Origin of the sequence: Streptomyces sp. NBC_00572 (genome assembly GCF_026341815.1) — a bacterium.
In the GTDB taxonomy this organism is placed as follows: Bacteria; Actinomycetota; Actinomycetes; order Streptomycetales; family Streptomycetaceae; genus Streptomyces.
Map to the genome: position 1 here is coordinate 187,756 of NZ_JAPENX010000003.1, position 16,231 is coordinate 203,986.

The following is a 16,231-nucleotide window of genomic DNA, read 5'->3' on the forward strand; positions in this document are numbered from 1 at the left end:
GTGCCCGGCCCCTCTGTACGGGGCCGGGCACCGCCGTGTTCGGTCAGCAGCGCCGAAGGTCCCGGGTGACCGTGCCCTGAACGGTCGTCAGGCTCCGGTCGTGGCAGCCCTCGGAGCCGTACAGCCGGTAGCGCTCGTTCGTGGTGCCGACCGCGTGCCGCTGGTCACGCGGGACACCGGTGGTGTACGTCGCGTCCCCGGTGTACGTGTCGTCGAGCCGCGACCAGGAGAGCCGCCGTCCGTCGCGCAGGACGCTGGTGTCGGCGCGGTCCCCGAGGGTGAGGACGGTCCGCAGCCGGTCGCCCGCGCCGATCGTCGTCTCGCCGTCCATCGTGTACGTCCGGTCGGCGCGGGTGACGGTCCGGCCGCTGGTCACGGTCTCCCGGTCGGTCCAGCGCGCGGTGAACGCGTCCGGGTTCTCCCCCTCGCCCCAGCGGTGCGCGGAGCTGTGGGCGACGGTCCGGTCGACGGTGGTGGTGACCCGTCCGTGCGAGGTGTTCAGGTGTCCGGCGACGGTCAGGCGGTGCCCGGCGTCGGTGTCGAGCCGGTGGAGGGAGTCCGCGGTGGCCGCCGTGTAGACGGAGGAGTTGCGCGGGGCGGTCTCCTCGTGGCGGTCGAGTCCGCCGGTGACGACCCGGCTGCCCTCGTCCTGCCAGAGCAGCACGTTGGTGGGGGTGGACCAGCCCGCCTGCCCGGCCGGGACCCCGGCGACGGTGACCTCCACGCGGTGGGCGCGGCCGTCGTTGAGGACGGCGGCGAACGGGGTCAGGTCGTAGAGGATCGGCTGGACGTCGAAGGCGCGCGGTCCGGGGGTGACGTACCAGAGGAAGGGGTTGGACCAGCCGCCGGTCCAGACCGTGGGGAAGGGCGCGGCGATGCCCGCGAGGCGTCCGTCGACGGAGACCCGGACCTCACGGTGCGGTCCTTCGCCGGCCCGGCAGGAGTAGGGGGCGGCCTCGGGGACGGAGAGGTACCAGTACTCCTCGCAGCCGCCGCCGGAACCGGTGGCGTACACCTCGGCGAGGACGCGTTCGGTGTTGCGCGGGGTGGTGAGGGTGGAGCCGGTGAGCGGGATCACCCGGTCGGGCGTACCGGCGGCGGGCTTCACCCGGCCCTGGGCGGTGTGGAAGGTGAGGGTGACGCGGACGTCGAGGACGCCGGTGTACGTCTCGTTCACGACATTGCCGATGAGCATCTCGACGGCGCCCGGGCGGCTGAGGGTGTCGCGGTAGCGGGTGACGTCCTTCTCCACCGACCAGGTGATGCCGTCGGGCGAGGGCTGGGGCGTGGAGGTGCGGAGGATCTCGACGCCGCCGACGGCGAGGTACCCGAGACGGTCGTACTGGCGGCCCTTCACGTTTCCTTCGAGGCGCAGGACGACCTTGTTCCAGCGGGTGCCGCACTCCTTCGGCGGGGCGTAACTCCCCTGGTAGGGGGTGAAGTCGCGGAACTGGGCGGCGGCCAGGGCCACCTCGCAGCTGCGGGTGCCGGGGGTCTCGACGGGTGGGGCGGCGGTGACCGGGTCGTGCCAGTCGGAGGTGAACTCGGCCGGCGGCGTCGGGCCGTTCGGATCCTCGGCGGCGGCCGGGTGGGCGGTGAGGAGCGCGCCCGCGGCGAGGACCAGACCGCTGAGCATGCTCATGATCTTGAGTGATCTCATGGGGCTGGAGTGAAGCGCGCTCGGTGCCGTGCGGTCCAGAGGACGATGAGCGGACATGGCGCGATCTGTTCCCTCGTGGGGAAAATCGATTGCCGCCCCCGGGCGAAAAAGCGAACCTTGCACGGTTTCCCCCTGCCGTCGCACCCGCTCGCCGTCACACACGCCTGCCTTCGCGCATCCCCGCCTTCACACCCCCCGCGTTCGCACATCCCCGCCTTCACTCCTTTTTTCCGCCGTCGCACGCCCTCGCCGTCGCACACCCCCGGCGCGCGTTCCCCCAGACAAGACCCGGAGACCCTGGGACGCCATGCAGATTCGAGATCTTCCCTACGCCGACCCCGGGGTCCCCGATGTCCGCTCGGGCACCCGGTTCCTCGTCTGGCTCGGCCGACAACAGCTCGGCGGGCAGGTGAAGTCCATGCTGTGGGGGCTCCTGCACCACCTGGGCATCGCCGGACTCCCGATCGGCATCGGCATCGCCGTACAGTCGGTCGTGGACCGCGACGGCGGGCGACTCGCGCTCGCCGGAGGCCTGCTCGTGGTCCTCGGCGCCGCGATCTCGGCCGGTGACGTGATGCTGCACCGCACCGCCGTCACCAACTGGATCACCGCGGCCGCCCGGGTGCAGCAGCTCCTGGCCCGCAAGACCGCCGAACTGGGCTCGGTCCTCACCCGACGGGTCGCCGCGGGCGAGGTCGTCGCCGTCTCCACCGGAGACGTCGAGAAGATCGGCTGGTTCGTCGAGGCCCTGTCGCGGTTCGCCGCGGGCGCCGTCGTGCTCGTCGTCATCTGTGTGGGCCTCGTCGTCTACCAGCCCGCCCTGGGCGTCGTCGTGGCCGTCGGCATCCCGATCCTGGCCCTGGCCGTCCTGCCGCTCCTCCCCCGCGCGACCCGCCGGGCGGACATCCAGCGCGAGAAGGCGGGCAAAGCCACCGAGCTGGCCTCCGACACCGTCGCGGGACTCCGCGTGCTGCGCGGCATCGGCGGCGAGGAGCTGTTCCTCGGCCGCTACCGCGCCGCCTCCCAGGAGGTCCGCAAGGCCGCCGTCCGCAGCGCGCGGATGTGGGCGATGATCTCCGCGATCCAGGTCGTGCTGCCCGGCATCCTGCTCATCGTCGTCGTGGCGTACGGGGCGCGGCTCGCGTTCGACGGGCGGATCACCGTCGGCGAACTGGTCACCGTCTACAGCGCGGTGGCCCTCACCTACCACCCGCTGCGCAACTTCGAGGAGATCGCCATGGCCTTCTCCTTCTCCCGGCCGTCCGCGAAGCGGGCCGCCCGGGTCCTCGGCCTCGCCCGTACGACCACCACCGCCGCGGACGCGGACCGGGACGAGGACCGCAAGGCCACCGGTGACCTGTACGACCCGCTGTCCGGGCTGCGGGCTCCGGCGGGGCTCTTCACCGCGGTCGTCTGCGGAGACCCGGACCTGGCCGGGCGGCTCGCCGACCGGCTCGGCGGCCACCCGGCCGAACCGGGCGAGGACCACACCTCGGTCCTCCTCGGCGGAGTCCCCCTGGACGAACTGCCGCTGGGGTCCGCCCGTACGGCCGTCCTCGTCCAGGACAAGGACCCGGTCCTGCTCTCGGGCACGCTCAGCGAGCTGCTCGACGTGCCCCGCTCCGGCGAGGTGCCGCCGGATCGGGCCCTGGCCGCCGCCCGGTGCGAGGACGTCCTCGACGCGCTCGCCCAGGCGTCCGTGGACACCGACGGCGATCCGATGCGCACCCGGATCACCGAGCGGGGCAGGTCGCTCTCGGGCGGCCAGCGCCAGCGGCTCGCCCTCGCCCGGTCCCTGGTGACCGATCCGGAGGTGCTCGTCCTCGACGAGCCCACCTCGGCGGTCGACGCGCACACCGAGGCCCGGGTCGCCGCGGGCATCCGCGAACTGCGCGAGGCGAGGACCACCGTGGTGCTCGCCTCCTCACCGCTGCTGCTGGACCGCGCCGACCGGGTCGTCCTGATCGACGAAGGCCAGGCGGTCGCCGTCGGCACCCACCGCGAGCTGCTCGCCCGGGAGCCCCGCTACCGCGCGGTCGTCACCCGCGAGACCGACGAGGAGATCGCCGCGGCGGCGCCCCGGGGCGGCACGGCCGCAGCGGTGGACGACGTCGAAGCCGTCGGCGAACTCGAAGCACTGGAAGGGGAATCGGCATGATCGGCCTGGCGCCACCGGAGTACGACCCGGCGGCCCCGACGACGGCGACGACACTGCCCGTCGCCGCCAACGCAACCGTCCGCACCTATGTACGCGAGCTGCTGAGCCGCCACCGCCGGGCGTTCGCGCTGCTCATCGGGGTGAACGCGGTCGCCGTGATCGCCTCGATGGCCGGCCCGTACCTCCTCGGTTCGCTGGTGGACGAGCTGGCCACGGGCGCGCGTGAGCTCCATCTGGAGCGCACGGTCGTGCTGTTCGCGGTCGCGCTGCTCGTCCAGACCACATTCGTGCGGCTCGTCCGGCTGCGCGGGGCGATGCTCGGCGAGGAGATGCTCGCCGATCTGCGGGAGGACTTCCTCGTCCGCGCGGTCGGCCTGCCGCCCGGCGTGCTCGAACGGGCCGGCACGGGTGACCTGCTGTCCCGCATCACCACGGACGTCGACCGGCTCTCCAACGCGATGCGCGAGGCCGTGCCCCAGCTGGCCATCGGCGTCGTGTGGGCCGGTCTGCTGCTCGGCGGCCTCGCGGTCACGGCGCCGCCGCTGGCGCTCGCCGCGCTGCTCGCGGCGCCGCTTCTCGTCGTGGGCTCCCGGTGGTACTTCCGGCGGGCGCCGGCCGCGTACCGCTCGGAGTCCGCGGGGTACGCGGCGGTGGCCGCCGCCCTCGCCGAGACGGTCGACGCGGGCCGCACGGTCGAGGCGCACCGCCTCGGCGGCCGCCGGATCGCCCTGTCGAACCGGCGCATCTCGGAATGGGTCGCATGGGAGAGGTACACCCTCTTCCTGCGCTCGGTGCTCTTCCCCGTCGTCAACATCACCCATACGACGGTCCTCTGTTCCGTGCTGCTGCTCGGCGGGGTGTTCGTGCTCCAGGGCTGGATCGACGTCGGTCAGCTGACGACGGGCGCCCTGCTCGCGCAGATGCTGGTGGACCCGATCGGGATCGTGCTCCGCTGGTACGACGAACTCCAGGTCGCGCAGGTGTCGCTGGCCCGGCTCGTCGGTGTCCGTGACATCGAGCCGGACGCGGGCGACAAGGAGGTGCGGCCGGAGGGCCGGGCCGTCCGGGCGGATGAGGTCCGGTTCGGCTACCGCGAGGGCGTCGACGTGCTGCACGAGGTGTCCCTGAAGGTGGCGCCCGGCACCCGGCTCGCCCTGGTCGGCCCGTCCGGCGCGGGCAAGTCCACCCTCGGCCGCCTCCTCGCGGGCATCTACGCCCCGAGGACCGGCTCGGTCACCCTCGGCGCGGCCGAGCTTGCGCGGATGCCCGCCGAGCGGGTCCGTGAGCACGTGGCCCTGGTCAACCAGGAGCACCACGTCTTCGTGGGCTCCCTCCGGGACAATCTGCTCCTCGCCAAGAACGGGGCCACGGACACCGAGCTGTGGGCGGCACTGACGGCGGTGGACGCCGAGGTGTGGGCCCGTGGGCTCGACGAGGGCCTGGACACGGAGGTCGGCTCGGGCGGCCACTCGCTGACCCCTGCGCAGGCGCAGCAGATCGCACTGGCCCGGCTGGTCCTCGCGGACCCGCACACGCTGGTCCTGGACGAGGCGACCTCGCTGCTCGACCCGCGGGCGGCCCGGCACCTGGAGCGCTCCCTCGGACGCGTCCTGGACGGCCGTACGGTCGTGGCCATCGCGCACCGGCTGCACACCGCGCACGACGCCGACCTGATCGCGGTGGTCGAGTCCGGCCGGATCAGCGAACTCGGCAGCCACGCGGAACTGGTCGCGGCGGACGGGGCGTACGCGGCGCTGTGGAGGTCGTGGCACGGCTGACACCGGACCGGACCGGACCCGAGCGGGCCGGGTCGGGGCGTCGTACGACGTCTCGGCCCGGCCCGCTTCCGTCGGGTTCGGCTCAGTAGCCGATCGTGAACCGGCGCTGGACGAAGCGGGGCAGTTCCGCCTCATCGACGAGGGCCACGGCCGCGTCCTCCGCCGAGACGCGGCTGCGCCCTACGGCGTCGCGGACCGGCTGGTCCTCGCCGATGCGGAAGCGGGCGGTGCGCTCGCCGGGTGCGATGTCCTCGGCGGGGCTGAAGTAGGTCCAGCGGCGGTTGGAGGTGCGCAGCACGTTCAGGGCGTCGCGGTGGCCCCGTACCGCCGCCGCGTAGGCACGAGGCAGGCCGACGCCGTCGAGGGTCTCGTGGAGGCGTTCCTCCGCGTCGGCGAGCACCACACCCGGCTCGATCTCCAGGCTGCCCGCGCCGCCGATCACGATGAGCCGGGTCCTGGGGTGGCTCTCCAGTGCCTTGAGCAGGGCGCGGGCCGCGGTGGCGTAGATCCCGGCGTCGGCGATCGAGCGCCGGACGGTGTCCGCCATGTCCTGGGCGGCGTTTCCGGGCTGGAAGGCGCTGATGAGGACGTCCAGTCCGGGCAGGACGGACGCGATGCCCGCGGGGTCGAGGACGTCGAGGCTCGCCCAGGTGATGTTCTCGCGGGTCTCCCCCGCGGCAGCCTCCGTGGCATCACGGCTGAAGGCCCTGATGTGGTGCCCGCGCTCCAGGGCCTCCGCGACGACGCGACTGCCGATGGTGCCGGTGGCTCCGATGACTCCGATGTGCATGGCTCTCCCCCTGTGATCACAGCGTTGACGCGTCATGAAGTGACGCCGTGCGAAAACTATACGCCGTGAAGTTCACGCCGTGCAGTTTCCGTACACCCACCAAGGCAGCGATAGGCTGCGCGCATGACCGGGACATCGGAAGCACGAACAGAGGCGGCTCCGGCCGGGCGCGGGCGCCGTGAGCGGCTCCGGGCCGAGACCACGGCCGAGATCAAGGACACGGCCCTGCGCCTGATGGCCTCGGGCGGTCCCGACGCGATCACCCTGCGGGCCATCGCCCGCGAGATGGGCATGACGGCCAACGCCATCTACGGCTACTTCGCCACCCGCGACGACCTGGTCACCACGCTCATCGACGACGTGTACTCCGCGCTCGCCGACGCCGTGGAGACGGCCTGGGCAGACACCCCCGCCGAGGACCCCGCAGCCCGGATCCTCGCCTGGGCGCGCGCCTTCCGCACCTGGGCCCTGACCAACCCCGAGGGCTTCCGGCTCGTCTACGGCGACCCCGTGCCCGGCTATCGGGCCCCCGAGGAAGGCGCCGCCCCGGACGCCGCCCGCCGCGTCTGCACCGGCCTCGCGGGCCTCGCCGCGGCGGCCTGGCCGTACGCCGAACCCCTCTACCGGGACAGCGCGTTCACCTGGGCCGACTTCGACGCCGGCCTCCTGGACAAGGTCCGCCCCGCCTTCCCCGAGCTGCCGCCGGCCGGTGTCGCCCTCGCGCTACGCCTTTGGGGACACCTGCACGGGCTCGTCGCCCTGGAGGTGTACGGACACCTCGGACGCCAGACGGCCAGCCCGGACAAGCTCTTCCAGGAGGAACTCTCCCGGCTCGTGACGACGCTCGGCGTCCCGCGCCGCGCGGACGGCGAGGACTGACCCCGGCCCCGAGCCGACCGGAACCGGATCAGGCGGTCGTCCACCGCCGCACCGTGTCCTCGTCGTAGGTGAGCCATGTGCCGTCGCCGAGCGGCACGGCGGTCACTCCCGGCGGCCGCGGGTAGTCGAGCTCGGCGAGGGGCCTGAGCGTGCGGGCGTCGAGAAGGAGGTGGATGCCCTCCTCCGCCCACTGTTCCTCGGCCGTCACGACCAGGATCCGCCGGTCGTCGACGAAGCCCGGGGTGTAGCCGATGAACATCCGGTCCGGGGGCAGGACGGCGCCGGCCTCCACCAGAACCTCGTCGGTTCCGTCCTGGGTACGGATCAGGTATCCGCCGCCGACGTCCTGGATGACCAGCGCTCCCTCCGAGCCGACGCCGACACAGGCTTCCGTGACGGTGCCCGTCGCACGGACGCCGAGGCGGCCGTCCGTGCGGGTGACCAGGAAGCACAGGGTGCCGTCCTGTCCCATGGAGGCGGTGAGCAGGACCTCGGGGCGCCCGTCGGGAAACCCCTGGAACTCGTACGCCGCGACGCGGGACGGCAGGACGTGCTCGCCGAGCACCTCGCCGGTGGCCAGGTCGAGGGCGCGGCAGACGTCCCCCGCGTACGGTCTGCCGGGGTCGAGGGGCCCGGCCGTGGCCACCAGGAGGACCCGGCCGGCCGGGTCGGGCGTGCACGCGCCGGAGGAGTCGGACGCATGCGACCGGCCCCCGTGTCGGTGCTCCCAGCGGACGGCCCCGTCGGCCTCGTGCACGGTGACGGTCTCCGGGCCACTGATGGCCATGGCGCCGCCGGGCAGGGGCGAGCAGTACGTGCCGGGCGTGTTCGGATCCGGGTGTGTCCACGTCGCACGGTCTCCGAGCACCCGGGACGGATCGGCGTCGACCTCGCAGATGGTGATCGTGCCCTCGCGCCGGATGACGAGCCAGTGCGCCCCGTCGCGCCGCATCGAGCCGTCCAGGTTCCCGAAGGCCTCGGCGACCCCGGGTACGAGCTCGCTGGCGAGCAGCCTTACGGGTACGCGGGGGCAGGACCCCGAGATGCCGGTCGCATCGGCGCGCGTCACGGAACGCTCCCCTCGGACAGGCCCTAGAAGAAGCCGAGCGCCGAAGCGCCGCCCACTCCGCCGAGCACCATGAACGCGGGCATCAGGACCTTCAGCTCCACCCAGCTGCCGGCGCGGAAGCGCATGCCCTTCGGCGGGCCGATCGGGTACCAGCGCTTCCGGCCGACGGGGATGGGCCAGAGGATCGGGCAGCCGGAGACGGTCAGGGCGTCGCCGATGTCGTGGACGAGGGCGCCGAGCACGATCGGCAGCCCGAGCCACAGGTACTCCTGGCCGGGGCCGGTGAAGAACCAGTCCGAGCCGTTGCCGGGCTTGTCGAGGACGCCCGCCAGGATCCAGGCGCTGGTCGCGCCGAGCAGCCAGACCAGGACGTCGCTGGACATCCGGGCGGCCCGCCACAGCAGGCCTTCCACGGCGAGGACCAGGTGCACGAAGAGGATGGCGAGCACCGCCCACCGACCGCCGGTGATCGCCGCGACGGAGGCGCCGCCGCCGATCAGGACCGCCCAGAGCCAGGTGTGGGTGAGGGTCCGGTGGCCGCCGGACCTGCGGGGGTCCGCGGAGGAGCGGGTCGCCTTGTAGACGGCGTACGACAGCTTGTCGACGATCTCGCACAGGCCCTTGGAGACCGGTCCGAAGGCGCGCGAGATGGTCGCCGACTTGTGGTCCAGGTCGGGGGCGAGGGCCGCGCCCGCGCAGATGAGCGCGCCGACGACGAGAACCGGCCACGGCATCGGGCGGTCGAAGGCCGCCGCTGCCGCTCCGACACCCAGCCAGGCCGCCGCTCCGGACAGCGAGTGTGCCGGTCCCATCATGGTTGGCCCGCCCCGTTTCTCCCCTGCCGGCGCTCAGTTGACGACCGGTCGACGGACGAGCCTATCGTCCGTGATCTTCGTTCCGGTGGCCGGTTCCCTCATCCGAGCGGAATCCAGGCAAGATGGGGGCGTGACCCTTATCGATCAGCTGCCGCCGACCGCCGACCCCGACGCCCTCTTCGAGGCCTTCTCCTCCTGGGCCGAGGACCGGGGCATCACGCTCTACCCGGCCCAGGAAGAGGCGCTGATCGAGGTCGTCTCCGGGGCCAACGTGATCTTGTCCACGCCCACCGGATCGGGAAAGTCGCTGGTCGCCGCGGCCGCGCACTTCACCGCGCTCGCGAACGACCAGGTGACCTTCTACACCGCGCCGATCAAGGCACTGGTGTCGGAGAAGTTCTTCGACCTCTGCAAGATCTTCGGAACCGAGAACGTCGGCATGCTGACCGGCGACGCCTCCGTGAACGCGGACGCGCCGGTGATCTGCTGTACGGCCGAGGTGCTGGCCTCGATCGCGCTGCGGGACGGCAAGTACGCGGACATCAACCAGGTCGTGATGGACGAGTTCCACTTCTACGCCGAGCAGGACCGCGGCTGGGCGTGGCAGATCCCGATCCTGGAGCTCCCCCAGGCGCAGTTCATCCTGATGTCGGCGACGCTCGGCGACGTGTCGATGTTCGAGAAGGACCTGACCCGGCGCACGGGCAAGCCGACCTCGGTGGTCCGCTCGGCGACCCGGCCGGTGCCGCTCTCGTACGAGTACCGGCTCACCCCGATCACGGACACCCTGACGGAGCTCCTGGAGACCAAGCAGGCGCCCGTCTACATCGTGCACTTCACGCAGGCACAGGCCGTCGAGCGCGCGCAGTCGCTGATGAGCATCAACATGTGCACGCGCGAGGAGAAGGACAAGATCGCCGAGCTGATCGGCAACTTCCGCTTCACCACCAAGTTCGGCCAGAACCTCTCGCGTTACGTCCGCCACGGCATCGGCGTGCACCACGCGGGCATGCTGCCGAAGTACCGGCGGCTCGTCGAGAAGCTGGCGCAGGCGGGTCTCCTGAAGGTGATCTGCGGGACGGACACCCTCGGCGTGGGCGTGAACGTACCGATCCGTACGGTGCTGTTCACGGCGCTCACCAAGTACGACGGCACCCGGGTGCGCACGCTGCGCGCCCGCGAGTTCCACCAGATCGCGGGCCGGGCCGGCCGGGCCGGCTTCGACACGGCCGGCTACGTGGTCGCGCAGGCCCCCGAGCACGTCATCGAGAACGAGAAGGCGCTCGCGAAGGCCGGCGACGACCCCAAGAAGCGCCGGAAGGTGGTCCGCAAGAAGGCCCCCGAAGGCTTCGTCGCCTGGAGCGACACCACCTTCGACCGGCTCATCGACGCCGAGCCGGAGCCGCTGACCTCCCGCTTCAAGGTCACCAACATCATGCTGCTCTCGGTGATCGCCCGCCCGGGCAACGCCTTCGAGGCGATGCGCAAGCTCCTGGAGGACAACCACGAGCCGCGCAAGGCGCAGCTGCGGCACATCCGCCGGGCCATCGCCATCTACCGCTCGCTGCTCGACGGCGGGGTGGTGGAGCAGCTGGACACCCCGGACGCCGAGGGCCGCACGATCCGCCTGACGGTCGACCTCCAGCAGGACTTCGCGCTGAACCAGCCGCTGTCGACGTTCGCACTCGCCGCCTTCGACCTGCTCGACCCCGAATCCCCCTCGTACGCCCTGGACATGGTCTCCGTCGTCGAGTCGACGCTCGACGACCCGCGCCAGATCCTCGCCGCCATGCAGAACAAGGCGCGCGGCGAGGCGGTCGGGCAGATGAAGGCGGACGGCGTCGAGTACGAGGAGCGGATGGAGCGGCTCCAGGACATCTCGTACCCGAAGCCGCTGGAGGAGCTGCTCTGGCACGCGTACAACGTCTACCGGACGTCGCACCCGTGGGTCGGTGACCACCCGGTGTCGCCGAAGTCGGTCATCCGCGACATGTACGAACGGGCGCTGACCTTCACCGAGTTCACCTCCTGGTACGAGCTGGCGCGGACCGAGGGCATCGTCCTGCGCTACCTCGCGAGCGCGTACAAGGCGCTCGACCACACCATCCCGGACGACCTGAAGACCGAGGACCTGGAGGACCTGATCGCCTGGCTGGGCGAGATGGTGCGCCAGGTGGACTCCTCGCTGCTCGACGAGTGGGAGCAGCTGGCCAACCCCGAGATCCAGACGGCCGAGGAGGCCCAGGAGAAGGCCGACCAGGTCAAGCCGGTCACGGCCAACGCCCGCGCCTTCCGGGTCCTGGTGCGCAACGCGATGTTCCGCCGGGTGGAGCTCGCGGCCCTCGACAACGTGGCCGCGCTCGGCGAGATGGACGCCGAGGCCGGCTGGGACGCGGACGCGTGGGGCGAGGCGATGGACGCGTACTGGGACGAGTACGACGACCTCGGTACGGGCCCCGACGCGCGCGGCCCGAAGCTGCTCGCCATCGAGGAGGACGCCGCCCACGGCCTGTGGCGCGTCCGGCAGACCTTCGCCGACCCGAACAACGACCATGACTGGGGCATCAGCGCGGAGGTGGATCTCGCGGCCTCCGACGAAGAGGGCCGCGCGGTCGTCCGCGTGACGGCCGTCGGACAGCTGTAGAGGAGAGACCTGACGTGACCAACCCCGCCGAGAGGCTCGTCGATCTGCTCGACCTGGAGCAGATCGAGGTCAACATCTTCCGTGGGCGGAGCCCGCAGGAGTCGCTGCAGCGGGTCTTCGGCGGGCAGGTCGCCGGGCAGGCCCTCGTCGCGGCCGGCCGCACCACCGAGGGCGGCCGGCCGGTGCACTCGCTGCACGCCTACTTCCTGCGGCCGGGCCGGCCGGGCGTGCCGATCGTCTACCAGGTGGAGCGGGTGCGGGACGGGCGCTCGTTCACGACCCGCCGGGTCACGGCGGTGCAGGAAGGGCGGACGATCTTCAATCTGACGGCCTCCTTCCACCAGCCCGAGGAGGGTGCCTTCGAGCATCAGCTGCCGCCGAGGCACCTGACGGACCCGGAGAGCCTGCCGAACCTCGCGGACGAGATCCGCGAGCACCTGGGGGCGCTGCCCGAGGCCCTGGAGCGGATGGCTCGTCGGCAGCCGTTCGACATCCGTTACGTGGACCGGCTGCGCTGGACCCAGGACGAGGTCAAGGGCGCGGACCCGCGCTCCGCGGTGTGGATGCGGGCCGTGGGGCCGCTGGGCGACGACCCGCTGATCCACACCTGCGCCCTGACGTACGCCTCGGACATGACGCTCCTGGACGCGGTACGCATCCCGGTCGAGCCCCTGTGGGGCCCGCGGGGCTTCGACATGGCGTCGCTCGACCACGCGATGTGGTTCCACCGGCCGTTCCGCGCGGACGAGTGGTTCCTGTACGACCAGGAGTCCCCGATCGCGACGGGCGGCCGGGGACTCGCGCGGGGCCGGATCTACGACCGCGAGGGGCAGCTCCTGGTGTCGGTGGTCCAGGAGGGCCTGTTCAGGAAGCTCTGAGCGGGACGTGGCCGGGCCATGCATGGCCCGGCCACGTCCGCCCCGGTCCGCCCCGGTCCGCCCCGGCCCGGCCCGGTCACTCGTACTCGGTGCCGCCCTTCCGCGTCAGGTAGGCCGGGCTGACCGCCTTGGCGATGGCCCGGCCGCCGACGACCGGGCTGTACCGCTCGGTCGCGGGCCGGATCACGACGCCCTCCCGCAGGTGCGCCTCCCGCCCGGAGACGGTCTCCCGGCCGCTGGCGTGGACGAGGACCGTGTCCAGGTCGTACGGGCCGGAGTACAGCCGCGGTACGAGCGGGACCTCACCGTCCGCCAGGACCTCGGCCGGGTCCAGCCACTCCACGCGGCCGTCGATCTCGGCCGACACGTCGAAGAGCGCGTACCCGACGGTCTCGGACCGGGCGTCGGCGCCGTACGCGAGGTCCTGCACCCCGGAGCCGTACACCTCGCCGAAGAACCCGACCCGGCGGGCGCCGAGACGTTTCGCCAGCCGCTCGGCGACGGCGGGCAGCCCGTGACCGTGGACGGCCCGCCAGTACAGGTTGCGCGGGTCCTCCTGGAGGGCCAGGCCCTTCGAGCCGAAGCCCTTGGACGAGACCTGGACGCGGCCCTCCTCGGCGAGGTAGGTCATCAGACAGGCCGTGCCGTGGAGCTTCTCCGTCAGCACGACGTGCTCGCCGGGCTCGAAGATCTCCGGGTAGCGCTGGAGGTTCTCGATGTCGACCCAGGGCAGCAGGTCGGGCGCGACCTCCACGTCACCGCTCATGGTCGGCGGTATCGGCGGCACCCACTTGGTGATCCCCAGCGCCTCCGCGAAGTCGGCGCCGTCGGCGGCCGCCCGCGCCAGGTCGGTGCCGGCCAGCGCGCCCGGACGACAGACGATGCCCTGGGACAGCTCCCCGCGCAGCCGCACCGCCTTGACCCGGTCCGACTTCCCGCCGGCGAGCCGCCCGGTGAGCCCGAGCTCCTCGATGAGTTCGGCGGGCAGCACCGCCTGCTCCGGGATGTAGACGGCGGCATCGCCGGTCCGATAGGCACCCTTGGCGACGACGGCGCGGTAGAGGCCGACCTGGGCCAGCTCAAGGGCATCGGCGTTGGGGTGGGGATGGACGGTCAGGACTTCGGCGGTGACGCGCAGGGTCGACATATCAGCACTCCGGATGCTCGGGTTTCCTTCTCATCGCGGGTCACTGTGCCGGGCCACGAATCAGTTGGCCCAATGGTTTTGACGGCTGATAGCGTCGTGATCTTCGCCGGGCGGTGTCCCGTCGGAGTCACGTCGGGATCCGCTCATGACCTCTGCCGTCCCCTCCCCCGCTCTCGCCTCCGCGCTCCGCCGCGTCGAGGCCGTCTTCGGCGGGATGACAGCACCCGCCGAAGGGTGCCTGCGCTGCTACACGGAGGACGAGCTGGCGCTGCTCGCGGTGCCACGGGCTCCGCTCGGCGACCAGCTGCTGCGGGAGCTCTTCCACGAGGGGCAGGACCACTTCCCCGACCATGCGGCGGTGCTCCGGCGGATGGTGCCGGAGTTCTTCGCCTACGTCGCCTCCGGGCGGTTCTCCGGGATGGGGTACCTGCCCGGCGGACTCGGCCGCACGGCCTGGAGGGAGTGGCCTGCGGAGCAGGCGGCGGCGATCGGGGGTTTCCTCGACGCGTGGTGGCGGGCGACGCTCGCCGATCCGGCGCCCGTGGACGGGGTGGAGGCCGTCTGGGAGCTGTGCCTGGAGAGCCACGGCGCGCTCGCGCCGCTGCTCGACGTCTGGGCCGCCGCGCCACGGGGTGGGACGGAGGACCGGCACCTCGCGGAGTTCGTGGAGTGCTGGATCGATCAGCTCCTCCGGGACGACGGTTCGAGCGTCCTCGGCTCGGCGGACGAGTCACTCCTCCCCGAACTCCAGGCCTGGCTGGCCGAGCACGCCGTGGACCGTCTCGCCGAACATCCCGATCCACTGCTCGCACGGAGGACGGCGCTCCTCGCGCTCGGGCACGAGGAGCGATGGGCCGCGCACGCCGAGCTCATCGCCTCAGCCGGCTGAGGGGTCCAGGCCCGGCAGCGTGTCCTGGTCCACCTCGTGGCGGCGGGTTCGGATGTCGGGGGCCGGCGGGTGGAGCTTGGCGTCACACGTCGGGCCGAGGCCGGTGCGGCGGGAATCGGCGCCGGTGAGCGGGCGCCCACAGAGACGGCAGCTGATCCGGCGCGGTCCTTCCTCAGGTGCGGAATCGATCGAGATTGCCAGTGGTTCATCTCCCATGCTGAGATCAAACCTCATTCCGACGAGGAGCTGTCCATGAGCCTGTACGAGATTCCGCTGAAGACGCTGACCGGTGAGCCGGTCTCCCTTGCCGACTACCGGGACCGCGCGGTCCTGGTCGTGAACGTCGCCTCCAAGTGCGGCCTGACCCCGCAGTACGCGGGTCTGGAGAAGCTGCAGAAGGAGTTCGGCGACCGCGGCTTCACCGTGCTCGGTGTGCCCTGCAACCAGTTCGCGGGCCAGGAGCCCGGCAGCGCCGACGAGATCCAGACCTTCTGCTCGACGACGTACGGCGTGTCCTTCCCGCTCCTGGAGAAGATCGACGTCAACGGCGAGGCCCGCCACCCGCTCTACACCGAGCTGGTCAAGGTCGCCGACGCCGAGGGCGAGGCCGGTGACGTGCAGTGGAACTTCGAGAAGTTCCTGATCGGCCGCGACGGCCAGGTCACGCGCTTCCGTCCGCGCACCGAGCCCGACGCTCCCGAGATCGTCTCCGCGATCGAGGCCCAGCTTGTCTGACGTCGTCAGCGGTGCGGGGGTCGTCGAGCGGCTGCGGGCCGCGGGCTGTGTCTTCGCCGAGGAAGAGGCGGAGATGCTGCTCGCGGCGGCGGCCGGACCCGCCGACCTCGACCTGATGGTCGAGCGGCGGGCCTCGGGCCTGCCGCTGGAGCACGTCGTGGGCTGGGCCGAGTTCGCCGGGCTGCGCATCGAGGTCGACAGCGGGGTGTTCGTCCCCCGGCGGCGTACGGAGTTCCTGGTCGGGCACGCGGTGGACCTGGCCCGTCCGGGAGCCGTCTGCGTCGACCTGTGCTGCGGCTCCGGCGCGGCGGGCGCGGTGCTGCTCGACCGGGTCGGGGGCGCGGAGGTGCACGCCTCGGACATCGAGCCGGCGGCGGTGCGCTGCGCCCGCCGGAACGTCGAACCGCGCGGCGGCCAGGTCTACGAGGGCGACCTCTTCGCCCCGCTGCCCGCGGAGCTGCGGGGCCGGGTCGAGATCCTGGTCGCCAACGTGCCGTACGTACCGACCGGGGACATCGGGCTGCTGCCCCCGGAAGCACGCGACCACGAACCGCACGTCACGCTCGACGGCGGCCCGGACGGTCTGGACGTGCTGCGGCGGGTCGCCGCCGAGGCGCCGGAGTGGCTGGCGCCGGGTGGACGCCTCTTCGTGGAGACGAGCGAGCGGCAGGCCGAGCGGGCCGTGGAGGCCGTCGCGGAGGAGTCCGGGGGCATGCTGGCGCCCGAGGTGATCACCTCCGAGGAGTGGTGGGCGACGGTGGTCGTCGCGCCCCGGCGGTAGAGGACCGC

The 16,231-nt window shown here is 72.3% G+C and carries 14 protein-coding genes; 8 read left to right on the forward strand and 6 right to left on the reverse strand.

All coding sequences use genetic code 11. The features are described 5' to 3' along the window. Positions 1-43 precede the first annotated feature (43 nt). Positions 44-1,660: a peptide-N4-asparagine amidase gene (locus OG514_RS37530; RefSeq protein ID WP_266902658.1), complete on the reverse strand. Its 1,617-nt coding sequence runs from the start codon at positions 1,658-1,660 to the stop codon at positions 44-46. Between the two features lie 307 nt (positions 1,661-1,967). Here OG514_RS37530 and OG514_RS37535 point away from each other — a divergent pair, with 307 nt between their 5' ends. Further along, entirely contained in the window at positions 1,968-3,818 is a 1,851-nt protein-coding gene (locus OG514_RS37535) for an ABC transporter ATP-binding protein (RefSeq protein WP_266902660.1), read from the forward strand. Continuing rightward, positions 3,815-5,596, forward strand: coding sequence for an ABC transporter ATP-binding protein (locus tag OG514_RS37540; protein ID WP_266902662.1), 1,782 nt, complete (start codon positions 3,815-3,817; stop codon positions 5,594-5,596). The genes OG514_RS37535 and OG514_RS37540 overlap by 4 nt, the downstream gene beginning before the upstream one ends. An 82-nt stretch (positions 5,597-5,678) precedes the next feature. On the opposite strand, the gene OG514_RS37545 is transcribed toward OG514_RS37540, so the two are convergent. After that, positions 5,679-6,386: an NAD(P)-dependent oxidoreductase gene (locus OG514_RS37545; RefSeq protein ID WP_266902664.1), complete on the reverse strand. Its 708-nt coding sequence runs from the start codon at positions 6,384-6,386 to the stop codon at positions 5,679-5,681. Between the two features lie 123 nt (positions 6,387-6,509). On the opposite strand from OG514_RS37545, the gene OG514_RS37550 reads away from it, so the two are divergent. After that, positions 6,510-7,265 carry a TetR/AcrR family transcriptional regulator gene (locus tag OG514_RS37550; protein ID WP_266902666.1) on the forward strand — a complete coding sequence of 252 codons (756 nt, stop codon included), beginning with the start codon at positions 6,510-6,512 and terminating at the stop codon, positions 7,263-7,265. Positions 7,266-7,293: 28 nt separating this feature from the next. Here the strand turns inward: OG514_RS37550 and OG514_RS37555 are convergent, their stop codons facing one another. Further along, positions 7,294-8,334 (reverse strand): hypothetical protein, encoded by a 1,041-nt coding sequence (locus OG514_RS37555; protein WP_266902668.1) that lies wholly within the window; start codon positions 8,332-8,334, stop codon positions 7,294-7,296. Positions 8,335-8,357: 23 nt separating this feature from the next. Then, a complete protein-coding gene (locus tag OG514_RS37560) occupies positions 8,358-9,149 on the reverse strand; it encodes a metal-dependent hydrolase (protein ID WP_266902670.1) in 792 nt (263 codons plus the stop codon). 70 nt (positions 9,150-9,219) lie between these two features. Here OG514_RS37560 and OG514_RS37565 point away from each other — a divergent pair, with 70 nt between their 5' ends. Beyond that, complete coding sequence (locus tag OG514_RS37565; RefSeq protein ID WP_266902672.1) at positions 9,220-11,793, forward strand: RNA helicase; 2,574 nt, start codon at positions 9,220-9,222, stop codon at positions 11,791-11,793. 14 nt (positions 11,794-11,807) lie between these two features. Next, a complete protein-coding gene (locus OG514_RS37570) occupies positions 11,808-12,671 on the forward strand; it encodes an acyl-CoA thioesterase II (RefSeq protein WP_266902674.1) in 864 nt (287 codons plus the stop codon). 76 nt (positions 12,672-12,747) lie between these two features. Here the strand turns inward: OG514_RS37570 and OG514_RS37575 are convergent, their stop codons facing one another. Then, complete coding sequence (locus OG514_RS37575) at positions 12,748-13,818, reverse strand: RNA ligase (ATP) (RefSeq protein WP_266902676.1); 1,071 nt, start codon at positions 13,816-13,818, stop codon at positions 12,748-12,750. Between the two features lie 145 nt (positions 13,819-13,963). On the opposite strand from OG514_RS37575, the gene OG514_RS37580 reads away from it, so the two are divergent. Further along, positions 13,964-14,707 carry a hypothetical protein gene (locus tag OG514_RS37580; protein ID WP_266902678.1) on the forward strand — a complete coding sequence of 248 codons (744 nt, stop codon included), beginning with the start codon at positions 13,964-13,966 and terminating at the stop codon, positions 14,705-14,707. Here OG514_RS37580 and OG514_RS37585 read toward each other — a convergent pair. Next, complete coding sequence (locus tag OG514_RS37585; RefSeq protein WP_266902680.1) at positions 14,696-14,923, reverse strand: DUF6011 domain-containing protein; 228 nt, start codon at positions 14,921-14,923, stop codon at positions 14,696-14,698. The genes OG514_RS37580 and OG514_RS37585 overlap by 12 nt on opposite strands. Before the next feature lie 36 nt (positions 14,924-14,959). Here OG514_RS37585 and OG514_RS37590 point away from each other — a divergent pair, with 36 nt between their 5' ends. Together OG514_RS37590 and OG514_RS37595 are read left to right on the forward strand one after the other, a co-directional pair. Continuing rightward, complete coding sequence (locus OG514_RS37590) at positions 14,960-15,442, forward strand: glutathione peroxidase (protein ID WP_266902682.1); 483 nt, start codon at positions 14,960-14,962, stop codon at positions 15,440-15,442. Then, positions 15,435-16,223, forward strand: coding sequence for a putative protein N(5)-glutamine methyltransferase (locus OG514_RS37595; protein WP_266902684.1), 789 nt, complete (start codon positions 15,435-15,437; stop codon positions 16,221-16,223). Before OG514_RS37590 ends, OG514_RS37595 begins: the two co-directional genes overlap by 8 nt. Positions 16,224-16,231 lie beyond the last annotated feature (8 nt).

Coding starts and splice junctions, on each gene's coding strand:
- OG514_RS37530 (WP_266902658.1), bottom strand. CDS start 1,660: ATGAGATCACTCAAGATCATGAGCATGCTCAGCGGTCTGGTCCTCGCC.
- OG514_RS37535 (WP_266902660.1), top strand. CDS start 1,968: ATGCAGATTCGAGATCTTCCCTACGCCGACCCCGGGGTCCCCGATGTC.
- OG514_RS37540 (WP_266902662.1), top strand. CDS start 3,815: ATGATCGGCCTGGCGCCACCGGAGTACGACCCGGCGGCCCCGACGACG.
- OG514_RS37545 (WP_266902664.1), bottom strand. CDS start 6,386: ATGCACATCGGAGTCATCGGAGCCACCGGCACCATCGGCAGTCGCGTC.
- OG514_RS37550 (WP_266902666.1), top strand. CDS start 6,510: ATGACCGGGACATCGGAAGCACGAACAGAGGCGGCTCCGGCCGGGCGC.
- OG514_RS37560 (WP_266902670.1), bottom strand. CDS start 9,149: ATGATGGGACCGGCACACTCGCTGTCCGGAGCGGCGGCCTGGCTGGGT.
- OG514_RS37575 (WP_266902676.1), bottom strand. CDS start 13,818: ATGTCGACCCTGCGCGTCACCGCCGAAGTCCTGACCGTCCATCCCCAC.
- OG514_RS37580 (WP_266902678.1), top strand. CDS start 13,964: ATGACCTCTGCCGTCCCCTCCCCCGCTCTCGCCTCCGCGCTCCGCCGC.
- OG514_RS37585 (WP_266902680.1), bottom strand. CDS start 14,923: ATGGGAGATGAACCACTGGCAATCTCGATCGATTCCGCACCTGAGGAA.
- OG514_RS37590 (WP_266902682.1), top strand. CDS start 14,960: ATGAGCCTGTACGAGATTCCGCTGAAGACGCTGACCGGTGAGCCGGTC.